Source organism: Methylobacterium longum, from assembly GCF_022179385.1.
GTDB lineage: Bacteria > Pseudomonadota > Alphaproteobacteria > Rhizobiales > Beijerinckiaceae > Methylobacterium > Methylobacterium longum.
Genome location: NZ_BPQS01000030.1, coordinates 1 through 15,084, shown reverse-complemented (window position 1 = coordinate 15,084; position 15,084 = coordinate 1). Strand labels below are relative to the sequence as shown.

Sequence of the window (15,084 nt, the reverse complement as noted above, 5' to 3'; positions counted from 1 at the left end):
TCGAACGCTCAGGCTACCAACAGCCGCTTGGAGGCAGCTTCGGTCCGCGAGCCTGACGTTGACGAAGCCGAGCGGCGAGGCAAGCGAGCAAAGCTCCCTCTCCCGCCCCGCCGATTCGTGGAGGGCACAAGTCGGTTCATAATCAGTAGTCGCTACGCTCTATGTTGATCAATAGGGCTTCTGTACGTAGATTCTCAGCTGTTCACGCGCTGATGTAGACTGATATACTGAGCGAGGTGCCAACATGTGGACACTGCTCACGGACCCTCTCGGCCGTGCGTTGTTGACCCTCCTGACAACCGATCATGGATTACCGGGCGATCCGCAACGGAAGGAGCTCCTACACGAGCTTCAGGAGCTTCGTGCCGTGGCCGAAGCGCGAGACGCGCCTCTTCCGGTGAAGAGGGCGATCCGCTCAGCCCTGTTAACACTACGGGCTGAGTTTCCAGCCGCCATGCAGATCGGATCTCGAGATCACAACGATGCCGTAGCCGAGGATAACGCCATCCCGTCGACCGCCTACCCAAATTACAACTGCGCGAAATCACCTTGAATGTAGGATAAGCTCCTGTTTTTCAGTCTATTATCAGAGTTGTCCGAACTCATGGAGGTGGTGCAATGGTCCGACGCGTCATCATGGCAGCGGCTCTCTGCGCGCTGACATCAGGATCGTATGCCGCGGGCCATATCGATATCGATATGGCCATGATCGCCAACGGTGATCTCAAAGTGTTTGGAAGATTGACGCCGCCGCGATCGACAAACGTGACGTTGGATGAGAAGTACGATGCCCGCTCTGATCAGGAGGGGCGCTTCTCGTTCCAGTTGCCTTATCATCCAGAAAGCTGCGTCGTGACCATCAAGGCCGAGTCCTTCAGCAGGCAGGCAGTGGTGGGTTACTGCTCGCGGCCGCACGTTGTGCAGGTCACGGCGGTGCCCTCGAAGCCCGCGCCGATGATGTTGGCGGCCAACACTCCAAAGGGAGAGGTTGGACCGCGGGGCCCACAGGGCGTCGCCGGTCCGCAGGGACCGGAAGGTCCGCAAGGTGAGCGAGGCGCGAAGGGTGATCCTGGGCCGGCCGGTTCCGCAGGCCCGCCCGGGCCTACCGGACAGGCGGGCTCGAAGGGCGAGAAAGGCGACAAGGGAGAACGTGGACCTGCGGGACCTGCTGGCCCTGAGGGCAAGGCAGCGGCCGCTTCGGCCGCGCTGCGCGTCCAGGTGGAGGAATGTGCCGCCGGCGGTCGATGTGTGGCGAGTTGCAGGCCTGAAGAGTTCGCCGTCAACGGCACCTGCAGTGGCGGTGAGAGACCGGCCATGGACGAGAGCAGCATCTACTGCTTTGCAGTGGGTGCAGCGCCGACCGCTCTGAAAGCGCGAGCGATATGCGCACGTCGCTAGACAGAGACGCTACGTCGCGCGGAACGTTGAAGTGCTTCGCTCGGCTGCGCCCGACGATCCCACTCAATTCTTGCGCGTCATCGTAGCCACCCGTCAGCCGGAGCCTGGCCTGAGCTTCGTCCCCCTGGGCATCGGCCTGCGCGGTGTGCGGCTCCGATCAGCAATCTTCATCGGGCTGTAATGAAGTCCATTTAGGGCCATCACCTCGCGCCTTAACTGAGTAGAGGCTGTTTGATGCCGGCTCATTATTGTATCAATCCCCTCGACCCCTACGCCGAGCAGGAGGTGCTCGTCACGTATGAAGAGGGTGATCCCCTAGTCTCGCTCCGATCAGCAGTAGACGGGGACGGATACGACATCCTCTTAGAGCTGGCGGATGAGTGCGTGAGGATCTTGCAGCTCGAGATCGCTGTCTACCACGGGCACATCAAGCCCTTCGAATGGGCGCGAGAGGCTGTCGACCTGGTTGCTGCGCCGAGGGCCGCGTAATAAGCGGCTGAACGTAGGGGCCTTCAAACAGCCCACGCTGCAGCTACGCGGTCTACTTCTTCGTCAGCTCGGTGATCGCTGCGACGAATAGGAAGGTCGCGCAGTGTTCGGAGGGACCATGCGCGCGATGGGTGACGTGCTCGACCCGATAGTGGGTGTAGGCACCCTCCTCAGCGGCCGGTAGTGCAATCGTCTCACCGGAGCGCGGCACGGTATCGAACTCGAACTTGCCGACCGGCTTCTCGGTCTCGTTCAACCAGACCTCGCATGCGATGCCCATATTGGTCTCCTGCTCGAGGCCTCTGCCACGAGGCGGGAAAGGCGATTGAAGTTGGCCTAGCTGTCCAGTGGCCGAGCTCGGAGAAGGGCGGACTTGACCGCGGCTCGTCGGCTCCCGCCCTTGGCGGTCGGTTCTGTGAGGATCGCGGTAGCGTGTCGATCGGCCTTAACCGCGGCGGTGAGGTCGACAATATAGCCGGCAGCCAGTTCGAACGGCCCGATCTTCGGGTTGGCGAGGAAGGCTTCGATCGCGGCATCGAGGTTGGCACGGGTGATGGCCTTGGCCTGAAGCAGGTCGCTCACGCTCATCGAATGCGACACGGTCTTGGTCACGGCGATCGACCTGCGCTGCCCCTCGAAGCTACTCCGAACGGCTGGCGGCCAATTTCCGTTCAACGCTTCTTCGATGAGGGGGGAGATGGCACTATGGTGGGCCCGGCAGGACTCGAACCTGCAACCAGACCGTTATGAGCGGTCGGCTCTAACCATTGAGCTACAGGCCCCTGCGCCGGCATAGCCGTCACGACCTTGTGGGGGCAACCGACGCCCCTTCGACGAACTGGAAGATCTGCCCCCGCGAAACTCCAGTGGCGATGGCTCCGCAGCGGTCGCGCCGGGCTCTGGTGCCGGTCTGGCGTCTAACATCCCGCCGGAGCCGAGAGCATCCGCCCACGCCCGCACGATCACACGCACCTGCTCGATAGCCTCGGCCTTGGAGAACCGCTTGGTGCTGGATCGGCGCTGAGCGTCATCTGACCAGTAGACGTAGCCGGTGCGACGACCGTTTGCTCCTCCACGCACACGGTCCCTTCAGGGATGCAGGCCCGCAACGGCAGCTTGAGGCCGAGGGTGGGCATGCGGCCGATCTAGAGCGCTACTGCTTGGGAGCAGGGGCAGGCGGTTGCGGCGATGTCCCCGGCTGGCCAGGCGCCTGCGGGATCGAGTTCGACGGAGCAACCGGAGGCTGGCTCTGCCCCGGGCCGAGCGATCCTTGATCGTTCTGCAGGGTCTGGTTCGCCTTGCTTTGGATCTGGTCAGCCGTTTGCTGGCTGACGAGGCCGTAGGAGACGGCTGCCGCGAGCGCGATGGCGATGACCGCGCCGATAATCGTCTTCGTCAGCTTAGGCGACATCGAAGCCCCACACTCTTCGTGATCTTCCCGCCTTCGGCGCATCTTCCATAAGTCGGCAGATGGGGATCAGTGCCGCAGAGGCGGCGCGACGCCCGTGAAGGGCGCCATGCCGTCCGCTTCCACCATCGCGGTGAAGGCCGCATAGGCCTCTTGGTCCGTCGCGAAGGTTTGAGCCCAGGCTGTGGGGCGACCAGACGACAGGTCGACCACGACGAGCTGCCAGGGATCCTGTGTGCCGGCATCGCGGTAGATCTCGACATCGACGGTCTCGCCACCGCGGCTGAAGGAGCCCGACAGAGGTGAGTGCTCGAAGTCGCGGTCGTCATCCATCGGCGGCAGGCTCATAGGGTTAAGCCGTCCTACTCGGCTGCCTCAGCCTTTTCGCGGTCGTCCTGATCATCCTCGGCAGCGACTTCGTCCGACGCGCCGGCCGCTGGAGCACCAGCGCGGTACTTGTCTCCGTGTCGCTCCAACTCGCCGCTGTTGGACATCACGCTGAGATACGTGTTCAGGGTGTTGGCGGCCACATCTGTCAGGTGCTCGGCGATCTGGGCGTGCGTCAGGCCCTCAGAGCCAGCCTCCTCAAGCAGCGCCTTCAGCCGCCCCTTGGCTGAGTTGGCCCGCGGTCCTCGCGGTCCGCGGCTCGCACGCGGTTGATCCTCGCCCGCGGCAGCGCGGCGGCGCTTTGGTTGGTCGTCGGCCGGCTCCTCCAGCGGCGTGCCCTCAACGATCGATGCGAGCGATCGCTCGGCTTGGCGGAGCTTCGTCAACTCGGCGCTGACCCGCTCGTACTCAGCTTCAAGGGTTGCGCGCTGATGCCTCACGCTGGCCAGAGCCTTCGCGAGCGTGTCGTCATTTGCCATCGGTGTGCCAGCTTCTCTGTTCTGGAGGGCAAAGCCTTCGGTCGCGGTCGTAATTCGTATCATCGCGCTCCGTCAGGATCCTTGCGGTGCCAGATATAACCCCTGGTCGGCGAGCCAGTCCGAAGGGCCCGCCTCCCCACGGAGGCTCGTGAACGTCGATCAGTACCAGTCGTCGTCATCGGCCGGCGACCCGGGCGGCAGAGGTCCATCACCGATCACACCAGGATCGCCGTAGTTGAAGGGAGGTCCGTCGAAGCCGACGACGCCATCTGGGTTGTCGGGCGTCACGTTCGGATCGATCCGCTGGCCGGTGTCGTCACGGCCGAGGCGCTGGTCGAGGCGATCCATGCGCTGGAGATCGCGCTGGATCGGGATGTCCTGCTGAGCCCGAGCAAGGGATATGGGGGCTGCCGCAGTCAGCAGCAGTGTGGTCAGCGCGATACGGATCATTTCAATTAGCCCTACGCCTTCAGGTGCTCGGTGAGAACGTCGCGGAACACCTGAGTAGAGTGAGTGCGAGATCAAGCGTCCTCATCTTCGATGCGGCCATCCTCGAACCTATCGAAGCCATCCGGAGGCACGCCGGTCCGGTACACGTCGCACTTGCGACCCAGTGCGTCCAACTGCCTTCCCGACGCCCCGAGCACGAGGCCCCGAGCACCGTCGAGGACTTCTCTCAGCAGGCGCTTGCGAAAATAGGCGTCAGGCTTGGGACCACTCATGCGTAGCCTATGATCGCTTGGTCTTCAAAGCTTTCTCGACGAGACGGCGAATATCTTCCGAACGGCTAGTCTTCTCAGCCTCCGACCAGGCACCAAGCGACAGCCCCTGTTCAGCCGTGAAACGTACTGGAACCGTAGCCGTATAGACGCGCCCCGGTGGGCGGCCGCGTCTTTTTCGTTGGCCAAAACTGATACCAGCATTGACCCTGACCCAGCAAACTGGTCCGCGCTGAGCGCAAGTTTTTCGGGCATCCTGAACCCTGAAGGAGGGTGGATGCCATGCCCCGCAAACGCTTCACGAACGAACAGATCGCCTTCGCCCTGCGACAGGCGGAGAACGGCGCGACGGTGGACGAGGTCTGCCGGAAGATGGGCGTGTCTGAGCCGACGTTTTACCGCTGGAAGAAGCAGTTCGTCGGCATGGGCGTGCCGGAGATTCGACGGTTGAAGCAGCTGGAGGACGAGAACAGCAAACTCAAGCGGCTGGTCGCCGACCTGACGCTGGACCGCTCCATGCTGCAGGATGTGCTCAAGCGAAAGTGGTGAGGCCCGCCGCTCGCCGCGAGGTCGCCGGCCACCTGCAGGTGTCCTACGACATCAGCGAGCGTCGGGCCTGCCAGGCCACCGGGCTCAGTCGCTCGTCCCAGCGTTACAGGACGCGCTCCGACCCGCAGGTGGCGCTGCGGATGCGGCTGAAGGAGCTCGCTGCCGCACGGGTGCGCTACGGCTACCGACGGCTGCACATCCTGTTGCGGCGGGAGGGCTGGGAGGTGAACCACAAGCGCACCTACCGGATCTACCGCGACGAGGGACTGTCGATCCGGCCCAAGCTGCCCAAACGCAAACGGGCCTGGCGCTACCGGCAAGGGCGGCCGGCGATCGGCGGTCCAAACGAGGTCTGGGCCATGGACTTCATGTCTGATCGCCTGTTCGACGGACGTCCGTTCCGGATCCTGACGGTGGTCGATTGCCATACGCGAGAGGCGCTCTCGCTCACACCGAGAGCCAACTTCCGCGCCTTCCAGGTGACCGAGGCCCTGGACGCCTTGGTCCGCCTGCGGGGGCGGCCCAAGAGCCTGCGGGTCGACAATGGGCCGGAGTTTGCCGGGCGCATGCTCGACCAGTGGGCCTACCTGAACGGGGTCGAGATCGACTTCTCACGACCGGGCAAGCCGACCGACAACGCCTACATCGAGTCGTTCAACGGCCGCCTACGGGCAGAGTGCTTGAACGCTTCGTGGTTCCTGTCGCTGGCCGATGCCCGCGAGCGCATCGAGGACTGGAGGTGCCACTATAACGAAGATCGACCCCATACGGCCCTGGGCGGCTTGACGCCCCGAGTCTTCGCCAACCAAGCTGTCACAGCCCGAGAACTTGCATAGGCCGTGGACCACAAACAGGGTCAACTCCAGCATGATTCAGGCTTGTACGAAAGGCGGACCGGAAGGAAGGGCTCAAGCTTCCAACCGGCCCTAACCACGCGACGCCTTTGGAACCGTCACCTGGCTACCCATTATCGTACACCGCCCCTCAGCGGCGGTGAACACCCGCGCTTGCTTCAGCACAGGTAAGGGCGGTCACACTGCCATCCGCGCTCTGTCTCGCGCTAAGGGCGAGGATTTGATCGGCGGCTGGATTGGCCTCCGCGACGCTATGGATGGCGACACGGACGTTGAGGCCGTCGCTTTGGAGCGGCCTGGTCGCGACTTCAAAGCACCCCGTCACGACACCGACGACGGCTACGACGCTGAAGGCAAGACTGCCGACAGCGGCCTCGCCGACCACGAAGCGATGGTCGACCAGGCTGACTGGGCTATCGTGGCAGTCGAATGACCGATCTCGATCCGCGGCGTGCGCTTATGGGCTGTCGCCGCAGCCAGCTGAATGGTTGGATTGGGCGCAGAGCTGAACGTCCAGTCTCGGGTGTGAAGTTCACTTCTGTTCATCACCCTTGCGGGTGGAGAGCGGCCCGACCCGATAGACCATGCCGGGCCATGCTCACCGCGGGTTGCCCCGCCAAAGCGGGTCCGACGTTCCAGGAGCCGCACCGGCGGTCCTGCAGGACGCCGCTGTCAGTCGACCGTCGCGCCGGAGAACGCCACCACCTTGCGCCACTTCTCGACCTCCTCGCCAATCAGCGCGCCGAACGCCTCGGGGGAGAGCCGCAGCGGTGCTCCGCCGAGGTCGCCGAGTTTTTTCTCCATCGCCGGATCGACCAAGATCTCGTTCACCTCTCTGTTCAACCGCGCGATTAACTCGGGCGGAGTTTTGCGCGGTGCGCCGATGCCAAACCAGGCGCTCGCCTCGTAGCCCGGCACAGTTTCAGCCACTGTCGATATGTCCGGCAGCGTCGGGGAGCGCTCGGCCGTCGTCACCGCGAGAGCACGCAGGCTGCCTGATCGCACGTGGCCGATCGAGGACGGCAGGTTGTCGAACAACACGTCAGCATTGCCGGCCAGCAGGTCGGTAATCGCCGGCCCGGCGCCGCGATATGGCACGTGCACCATCTTCACGCCCGTCATCGCCTTGAACAATTCTCCCGACATATGCACCGACGTTCCGACGCCCGAGGAGGCCATGTTCACCTTGTCTGGGTTCGCCTTGCAGTAGGTAATGAATTCGGCGACGGTCTTGACCGGCAATTTTGGGCTGATCTCCATAATGTTGGGCGAGCGCGTGATCCCTGCTACCGGCGCGATATCGCGCTGGAAATTGAAGCTCAGCTTCTTGTATAGACTATCGTTAATGGCGTTGGCCGGGTTGGTGAGCAGGATCGTATAGCCGTCTGCTTCGGCGCGGACGACGGCGTCGGTACCGATGTTGTTGGCTGCCCCCGGCCGGTTCTCGACCAGGACTTGCTGACCCAGGCGTCGGCTGAGCGGCTCGGCGATGAGGCGGGCCAGCAAGTCGGTCGTGCCACCGGGGGCATAGCCGACGATGAAGCGGATTGGGCGCGTCGGATAGGTCTGCGCTAGCGCGGGCCGGCCCATGAGTGCTGCGCCTGCGCCGGCTCCGATCCCAAGTAGGGAGCGGCGTGACCACCTGGTTGCCATGTACATCCTCCCCGCGACCCATTTGTTTGTCGGGGCCGATCGACGCGCATTTTACGCGGGAAAACGATGGCTTCAACCTGACTAGAGTTAGCTGTCTCAGCTGGTTGTAATTTACGGCCGCAATTCCATCGTTGTGCGCATCGACCCAAACGTGCACCACGCAGGCACATCCGTAAGCCGTTCTGCGCTTTCGGATGGCCGAGCCGTGACAAGGCGGCGATAAGCGAGATGGGCGAACGGCGTGCGGGGTTAGCCAAACTCAATCTGAATGACCGATATAGCGCGAAGCCGAACTGCCGCATTCCGGCAAGACCCACTAACGGCATCAGGAGTGCGAGAGCGCTGGCGAACGGCGTGTTCTGGCTCACGATGTACTTCTGCCTACCAACGAAGGATATAAACAGCAGGGCCGCGCCCAATCTGACCATTATTTCTCGATAAATATGTTGTCACAAACAAACGTTTACTCGAACTCAACCGATCCAGGAAAGCCCATCCGCGATTAGCGAATCGTTGCCTGCGCATTCCTCATTCAATTTGCAAGGTACATGAACCGCACACCACGAGGCGGATGCGGCGATTTGAATACCTGACGTACTGTCAGGCGCACCCGATAATTTGCAACCTCACGTAGCGATCACGCGGGCGGATATAAACTCGAATGCCTTCCGATGAGCCCCGCCTCAGAAGCATGTCCTCCGAAACGCTTTAATCCAGCCGAGCGCCTGAGATCTGGACCATTTCCTTCCAAATCGGCCGTTCGTGCCGGCTCTTCTCCCGCACCTCTTCCGGCGTGCTCCCGAGCGGTCGGGCACCGGCGGTCTCGAAGCGCTGCTGGACTGCCGGGTCGGCCGCGATCGCGCGCAGCGCCTCCGAGATCCGGTCGACGATCGCCCGAGGCGTGGCGCTCGGCGCGACGAACGCGGCCCAGGAGGTCGCTACAAAGTCCGGCACGCCCGCTTCGGCCATGGTCGGCACGTCGGGCAGCGTCGGCCAGCGCTCGGGCGTCGTGACGGCGAGCACGCGGAATTGGCCGGCTGCGATCGCGCCGACGTAGGAGGGTAGGTTGTCGATCGCGAGCTGGACGTCGCCGCCAAGCATCGCCGGAATGGTCTGCGCGGCACCGCGGAACGGGACGTGAGTCGCTGTCAGGCCAATGCGCGTGGCGAAGAGCGCGCCGCAGAGGTGCGGCGACGTGCCGACGCCGGGGCTGCCGTAGAAGTACCCGCCGCTGCGGCCCTTCGCCCAGGCAATGAATTCCGGAATCGTGCGAGCCGGCACGTGCTGCGTGGGCACCACCGCGACGTTCGGCAATTCCCAAGTCAGCGAGATTGGGATGAGGTCCCGGTCCGAGTCGAAGGGCATGCGGCTGTAGAGATACTGGCTGATAGAGAAGTGGCCAACAGTGGCCGAACCGATTGTGTAGCCGTCGGGCGCACTCTTCGCCACGACGTCAATGCCGGTGTTGCCGCCCGCGCCCGGACGGTTCTCGACAACCCAGGTGCCGCCGAGCCGATCCTTGAGTCGCTCGCCGAGGAGCCGCGCCAGCACGTCGGTCGAGCCACCCGGAGGATATGGAACGATGAGCCGGATCGGCCGCTCGGGCCAGTTGTGACCTTGACCGCTGGCGACGCTCGGCAATCCGGCCACGACACCGCCCGCCGAGGCGACGATCAAGCCGCGACGTGTCAATTCTTTCATCCGTTCCTCCCTCCTCGACGATCCGGGCCGAGCAGCCGGCCGTGCGAAGCCCGGACGTCAGTTCCGCGCGCTCTCTGGGCTCGCCACGATCGTATCCCTTTCCGAGGCCGCGACAGGTTTACCGGCTCGCGAGGCGCCCCTAGCGCGCAGCATCAGGACGAGTTGCGCGATGAACAGCACCAGGATCACCCCGAGCAGCGTGGCGCTGATCGGCCGCGTAACGAAGACTGTGAAGCTGCCCCGGCTGAGCAACATCGCGCGCCTGAAGTTCTCCTCGAGCATCGGGCCAAGTATGAATCCGAGCATTAGCGGCGCCGGATCAAGCGCGAGGCGCATCATCACGTAGCCCAAGAAGCCGAACGCAGCCGTAACGTAGATGTCCTCGAGGTTATTGTTCACGCTGAACGTGCCGATGCAGCAGAAAAATAGGATTGATGGGAAGAGCACGCTGTAGGGGATCTTGAACACCGAGAGCCAGATCCGAACCAGCGGCACGTTGATAATCAGCAGGAAGCAGTTGCCGATCCACATGCTCGCGACCAGACCCCAGAACAGATCAGGATGCTTGGCGATCATGTTGGGGCCGGGCTGGATGCCCTTGATGATGAAAGCGGCCATCATCAGCGCCATCACCGCATTCTCGGGGATGCCGATGCTCATCAGCGGGATGAAGCTCGTGCGCGCGGCCGCCTCGTCCGCTGCTGCCTGACCCGCTACGCCCTCGATGCTCCCTGTGCCGATCTCGTGGCGGTACTTCGAGACCTTCTTGTCGATCGCGTAGGCGGCGAACTGAGCGATAGTGGGCCCCCCGCCCGGTAGGATTCCGAGGATCGATCCGGCCACGCTTCCGCGCAGCGCGGAGGGCCAGATGCGCTTGAACTCCGGCCAAGTCGGGATGAGGTGAATTTTGCCGTTGAACGGGGTGCGCTCTGACTTTTCGTCGAGGTTCTTCGTGATCTCGGCGATGCCGAAGCAGCCGAGCGCGACGCTGACGAGGCTGACCCCGTCAACAAGGAATTGCGCGCCGAAGGTGAAGCGGGGCGTTCCGGTCTCCAGGTCAGTGCCGATTTGGCCGAGCAGGACGCCGATCAAACACATCGCTAGCCCGTTGATCACGCTACCCGTGGTCACGACGCTGACGCAGATAAAGCCGAGCAGCATCAGCGCGCAGTAATCGGCGGGCCCGAAAAGCAGCGCGACCTCGCCTAAGCTCGGCGCGAGCGCTGCGAGCACAACGATTGCGACCGTGCCACCGATAAAGCTCGACACGCCGGCGGTGAACAGCGCAAGACCGGTCTGGCCCTTCAGCGTCATCGCGTAGCCGTCGATGCAGGCAACGATCGAGGCGGCGTGCGGGATCTTCATGGTGATTGCGCTGACGCTGTCGCCGTATTGCGCGCCGTAGTAGATGCCCGCCAGCATGATCAGCGCGCTGCTGGTTGGAATCGAGTAGGTCAGCGGCAGAAGCAGACTGATTGTGGCGAGCGGCCCCAGACCCGGCAGCAGGCCGACCATCGTGCCAATCGTGCAGCCCAGCGCGCAATAGAACAGGTTCTGGAGCGTGAGCGCGTGCTCGAACCCGAAGGCGAGATTGTGCAGGATGTCCATTAGATCAGCTTCAGGTTCAGCCCGAGGAAACGCTGGAAGCCGTAGGCGATCACTGCAAGGACCGCTGAGATTGCGAGGTTGCGCTTCCACGACGGCGCAGTCCCAGCGTACGACACGATGAAGACCATGAAGACGATCGCAAGCAGCATGCTTACGTGCTGCGAGATCAAGACGAAGCCGCACAGACCGAACATGATCAGCGCGATTTTGGCGACGCTGAATTGGAGCGGCACCGCCTGGACCAAACGCGACTTCACGAGCGTCGCGATGGCGAGCACGAGGAGGAAGCCGCTGACCAGCAGCGGGAATAGGCCGGGCCCAGTCCGCGACAGGTTACCGATGGGGTAGCGCAGTGCACCGAGCCCGAAGAACAGGGCGACCGCCGCGAGGAACAGCCCTCGCACGAGGTTCTGATTCAGCATCGGCGCTTCCCCTGCCTCACGCGGCGGTGTTCCGCCGTCGTCGTGGAAGAGGCCGTACACCCTCGGGCACACGCTCTCCCGACGAAAGGTGTATCCTCGACCTGCGCGGAGCGGAACAGGCTGATCAGCCCCCACGAGACAATCGGGTCTCGAAACTAAGTACAGAGTCGGTGCCCGATCTACTGGTGGCTCGCGCGGCCCCGCGCTCATCCGCCGAATCGGCGTCCACTCCGGCGGCACGGCGAGGGCTTTGCCTGCGCGAGGGCGCGCCGATTGCCGCCGGCGGACGTACGCGTAGCGACGCCTTCAGCCCTCGTCGCGCACGGTGTTGCGGAGCGTGCCGACTTTCTCGATCGTCACCTCGACCACGTCGCCGGGCTTCATGAACAGCGGCGGCTTGCGCGCGTAGCCTACGCCCGCCGGCGTACCCGTCAGCACGACATCCCCGGGCTCGAGCGTCATTACCTCGGTCAAGATCGCCACAATCTCCGGCACGGAGAAGATGAAGTCGCGCGTATTGCCGTCCTGCATGGTCTCGCCGTTGAGCATGGTCCTGAGCCGCAGGCCCTCGGCACCGTCCGGCAGTTCGTCGGGCGTGACGAGGTCCGGGCCGAAGCCGCCCGTGCCGTCGAAGTTCTTGCCCATCGTCCACTGCGTCGCTTTACGCTGATAGTCACGGATCGAGCCCTCGTTGAAGATCGCGTAGCCGGCGATGATCGTGGACGCGTCTGGGCGGGGCACGTGGCGCGCTCGGCGCCCGATGACGAACGCGAGTTCGCCCTCGTAGTCGAAGTGCTCGGAGGCGCGCGGCCGCACCAGCGGCTCACCATGGGCGACGAGGCTGGTCGCAGCGCGCATGAACACGTCGGGATAGGCAAGCGGCTCGGCGCCACCTTCTCGGGCGTGCGCGGCGTAGTTGCGACCGATGCAGATGATCTTGCCCGGACGCTCGATGAGAGGTCGATAGCGGAGCGCTGCCTCGTCGAGCCGCGCTGCACTAGTCGCGCCGTTCGCCGCGCGACCGGCGCATGCCACAAGATCAGGGCCGCCAGCGATCAGAGCGCCGACGCCGTCCGGCAGCGACGCGTCGACCGCGCGCAGGTCGTAGAGGCCGTCCTCGCGACACAAGGCGAGCGTGTCACCGGCGACGGTGCGGACGGACGAGACGCGCATGAGTTTTCCTCGAGATCGTGAGAGGTGTGGGAGTCGGAAGCCACTGCCTAGAGTTGGGCCCGATGACGTTGCGCAGGGTACACGACACAGCGCGTTTCGAAGCCGCGTTCGATCCTGCTCGATCGTTCCCTTGCGCTTTCCTCAGGCCAGCCCGCGTTCAAATCTCCACGGTCGAAGCGCAGCGTTGCGCGGAGTGACCTCGCAAATCAATCGGATTGGCAGACATTACAGCGCCGCGATGTTATGGTCGTAGGATGTGACGTGGGCAGCGGAGCTAGATCGGATGACGCGCAAGTGCGCTCACTCGATGGTCTTGATTAACCCGGCTGCTACGTGGACTGAGCTCCTGGTCCAAGCTGTTCGTCGGCGGCTGACTTGGCTGCGACGCCCTCAACTCAGATCCTTAGCGGTAGACGCGTACTTACCTTGTTTGCAGCTGGTGAGATATACTGCCTGGAGTTCGGTGAGAACGGCGGTCCCGCACCTCCCCAGCCTGTTGGCGTAGGAATGTCCGTGTGTGGACGCCCCATCGAATTCAAGGGGGTGTTTGAGAGATCTGTGCGCGCAGGTTCAGGTGCTTCCGTGTGTCCGGCCTGTTGATGCAGCCATCCTCACGGCTGCGGGCCTGTATGGAGATCGCGGATCGGGTCCAAATCGCTTTTGCGCGCTCGAGGCGCCTGGACATTCACGGGTTTTCCCGACCCCGTCTTCTGACCGTTGCGCCATACCTCTCGACTGACCTTCCCTGCTTCCCTGACGCCTCAGGCCGTGGCGATTACGCCGTGGCCGGAGCTCTGTAGGAGCCGCCGTGGGCCATCAAGGCCCAGACGATCCGCGCCATCTTGTTCGCCAGGGCAACGGTGATCAGCATGCGCGGCTTGCGCGACAGCATGCCGGCCAACCATGCCCCAGCTTTATCGGGATCACGCGCCGCGACCTTGGTCGCAGAGCTCGCGCCCAAGATCAGCAACCGTCGCAGGCTGCGCTCGCCCATCTTGGTCGTTCGCCCCAGCCGCTCCTTGCCGCCGCTGGAGTGTTGCCGCGGGACGAGACCGAGCCAAGCCGCAAAGTCGCGCCCGCGGCGGAAGGTGCTGGCGGCCGGTGCCAGAGCCACGAGCGCGGTCGCGATCACCGGGCCGACACCCGGTATCGTCATCAGCCGCTTGGCCACGGCATCGTCCTTCGCGCGTTGGGCGATCTCGCGGTCCAGACGCGCGATCTGCGCCTGGAGCGCCTCCAAGCTGCCCGCAATGATGGCCAGGACCGGCCGTGCCTCGGCTGGCACGTCGGATGTCGGGTCGCGGACGATCGCCACGAGCTTGCCGACGTGCCCGACACCTTGGCGAACGACGTACCCGAACTCCGTGAGGTGCCCGCGCAGTGCGTTGATCAACTGGGTCCGCTGACGCACGAGCAGGTCGCGCGTACGGAACACCACTGCGGAGGCCTGGGCCTGCGCGCTCTTACCCTGAACGAACCGCATCGTCGGCCGCTGCGCCGCCTCGCAGATCGCCTCAGCGTCGGCCATGTCGTTCTTCTGCCGCTTCACGAACGGCTTTACGTAGGCTGGTGGGATGAGCCGCGTTTCGTGGCCTGCCAAGGCTATCTCACGGGCCCAGTAATGAGCGCTGGCGCATGCCTCCATCGCGACCACGCATCTTGGAAGTGTCGAGAAGAACGTCAGCACCTGATCGCGCCGCAGCTTCTTGCGGAAAACGACGGCGCCGCTCGTATCCGCGCCGTGAACCTGGAAAACTGATTTAGCCAGATCGATCCCGACTGTGCTAACCTCACCCATGGACGCCTCCTGAAGTGGTGTTGCAACACCTCCACTCTGGCACATCGATGCCGTCAGGGGGCGTCCACCCCTACGCTTTTCGAAAATGAACTCTTCAACATCGTGACCTGCGTCGATCAGATTGTTCCAAAGGTGCGACAGCGGCCATAGTCGGATCGGCAGAACATCGACGAGGGCCCGTCTTCGCCCAGCGACGCTTTCGAGGGATTGTATGACCTGCTCGAAACCCAGAGGTTTCGGTTTTCCGACTCCGCCCTCGGGCCTGGCTGATTGATTGAAGTATCGTATTGCAAAAACCACCTGTTCCCGTCCGCTGAAGTCGCGGTCAGAGAAACCCGATCGAGAACCAGGGGACGAGGATGATGACGAGGAGCCCGACCAGCAGGGCCACGATGTAGCCGACGATCGGGCGCATCCCGGCATCGGGGTGGATCCGGCTGATGGCG

Annotated in this window: 15 protein-coding genes and 1 tRNA gene; 3 read left to right on the top strand and 13 right to left on the bottom strand. The window is 63.6% G+C overall.

What is annotated here, in order from left to right:
- Positions 1–618 precede the first annotated feature (618 nt).
- Positions 619–1,398 carry a collagen-like protein gene (locus MFF58_RS21320; RefSeq protein ID WP_238290963.1) on the top strand — a complete coding sequence of 260 codons (780 nt, stop codon included), beginning with the start codon at positions 619–621 and terminating at the stop codon, positions 1,396–1,398.
- Between the two features lie 541 nt (positions 1,399–1,939).
- Here the strand turns inward: MFF58_RS21320 and MFF58_RS21315 are convergent.
- The 7 genes from MFF58_RS21315 to MFF58_RS21285 form a co-directional block, all read right to left on the bottom strand.
- Complete coding sequence (locus MFF58_RS21315; protein ID WP_238290962.1) at positions 1,940–2,167, bottom strand: hypothetical protein; 228 nt, start codon at positions 2,165–2,167, stop codon at positions 1,940–1,942.
- 56 nt (positions 2,168–2,223) lie between these two features.
- Entirely contained in the window at positions 2,224–2,499 is a 276-nt protein-coding gene (locus MFF58_RS21310; RefSeq protein ID WP_238290961.1) for a hypothetical protein, read from the bottom strand.
- Between the two features lie 94 nt (positions 2,500–2,593).
- Positions 2,594–2,669: transfer RNA gene (locus MFF58_RS21305), tRNA-Ile, on the bottom strand.
- A 371-nt stretch (positions 2,670–3,040) separates the two neighbouring features.
- Positions 3,041–3,298, bottom strand: coding sequence for a hypothetical protein (locus MFF58_RS21300; RefSeq protein WP_238290960.1), 258 nt, complete (start codon positions 3,296–3,298; stop codon positions 3,041–3,043).
- 66 nt (positions 3,299–3,364) lie between these two features.
- Positions 3,365–3,643, bottom strand: coding sequence for a hypothetical protein (locus tag MFF58_RS21295; RefSeq protein ID WP_238290959.1), 279 nt, complete (start codon positions 3,641–3,643; stop codon positions 3,365–3,367).
- A gap of 14 nt (positions 3,644–3,657) precedes the next feature.
- On the bottom strand, positions 3,658–4,161 hold the full coding sequence (locus MFF58_RS21290; protein ID WP_238290958.1) for a hypothetical protein: 504 nt from the start codon (positions 4,159–4,161) through the stop codon (positions 3,658–3,660).
- A gap of 159 nt (positions 4,162–4,320) precedes the next feature.
- Positions 4,321–4,611: a hypothetical protein gene (locus tag MFF58_RS21285; RefSeq protein WP_238290957.1), complete on the bottom strand. Its 291-nt coding sequence runs from the start codon at positions 4,609–4,611 to the stop codon at positions 4,321–4,323.
- 551 nt (positions 4,612–5,162) lie between these two features.
- Here MFF58_RS21285 and MFF58_RS21280 point away from each other — a divergent pair.
- Together MFF58_RS21280 and MFF58_RS21275 are read left to right on the top strand one after the other, a co-directional pair.
- Positions 5,163–6,265 (top strand): IS3 family transposase gene (locus tag MFF58_RS21280; RefSeq protein ID WP_238290956.1). Its coding sequence is split into 2 segments (ribosomal slippage): positions 5,163–5,424 and positions 5,424–6,265, totalling 1,104 coding nucleotides; the frame shifts between segments, so codons are not numbered across the junction.
- 238 nt (positions 6,266–6,503) lie between these two features.
- Positions 6,504–6,716: a hypothetical protein gene (locus MFF58_RS21275; protein ID WP_238290955.1), complete on the top strand. Its 213-nt coding sequence runs from the start codon at positions 6,504–6,506 to the stop codon at positions 6,714–6,716.
- A 239-nt stretch (positions 6,717–6,955) separates the two neighbouring features.
- Here the strand turns inward: MFF58_RS21275 and MFF58_RS21270 are convergent, their stop codons facing one another.
- The 6 genes from MFF58_RS21270 to MFF58_RS21245 all read right to left on the bottom strand — a co-directional run bounded on the left by MFF58_RS21270 (position 6,956) and on the right by MFF58_RS21245 (position 14,638).
- Positions 6,956–7,936, bottom strand: a complete 981-nt coding sequence (locus MFF58_RS21270; protein WP_373323369.1) for a tripartite tricarboxylate transporter substrate binding protein — start codon at positions 7,934–7,936, stop codon at positions 6,956–6,958.
- Between the two features lie 708 nt (positions 7,937–8,644).
- Positions 8,645–9,613 carry a Bug family tripartite tricarboxylate transporter substrate binding protein gene (locus MFF58_RS21265; RefSeq protein WP_238290952.1) on the bottom strand — a complete coding sequence of 323 codons (969 nt, stop codon included), beginning with the start codon at positions 9,611–9,613 and terminating at the stop codon, positions 8,645–8,647.
- 81 nt (positions 9,614–9,694) lie between these two features.
- A complete protein-coding gene (locus MFF58_RS21260; RefSeq protein ID WP_238290950.1) occupies positions 9,695–11,245 on the bottom strand; it encodes a tripartite tricarboxylate transporter permease in 1,551 nt (516 codons plus the stop codon).
- Entirely contained in the window at positions 11,245–11,727 is a 483-nt protein-coding gene (locus MFF58_RS21255) for a tripartite tricarboxylate transporter TctB family protein (protein WP_238290949.1), read from the bottom strand. Before MFF58_RS21255 ends, MFF58_RS21260 begins: the two co-directional genes overlap by 1 nt.
- A gap of 246 nt (positions 11,728–11,973) precedes the next feature.
- Positions 11,974–12,840, bottom strand: a complete 867-nt coding sequence (locus MFF58_RS21250; protein WP_238290948.1) for a fumarylacetoacetate hydrolase family protein — start codon at positions 12,838–12,840, stop codon at positions 11,974–11,976.
- Positions 12,841–13,615: 775 nt separating this feature from the next.
- On the bottom strand, positions 13,616–14,638 hold the full coding sequence (locus tag MFF58_RS21245) for an IS110 family RNA-guided transposase (RefSeq protein ID WP_238290947.1): 1,023 nt from the start codon (positions 14,636–14,638) through the stop codon (positions 13,616–13,618).
- Positions 14,639–15,084 lie beyond the last annotated feature (446 nt).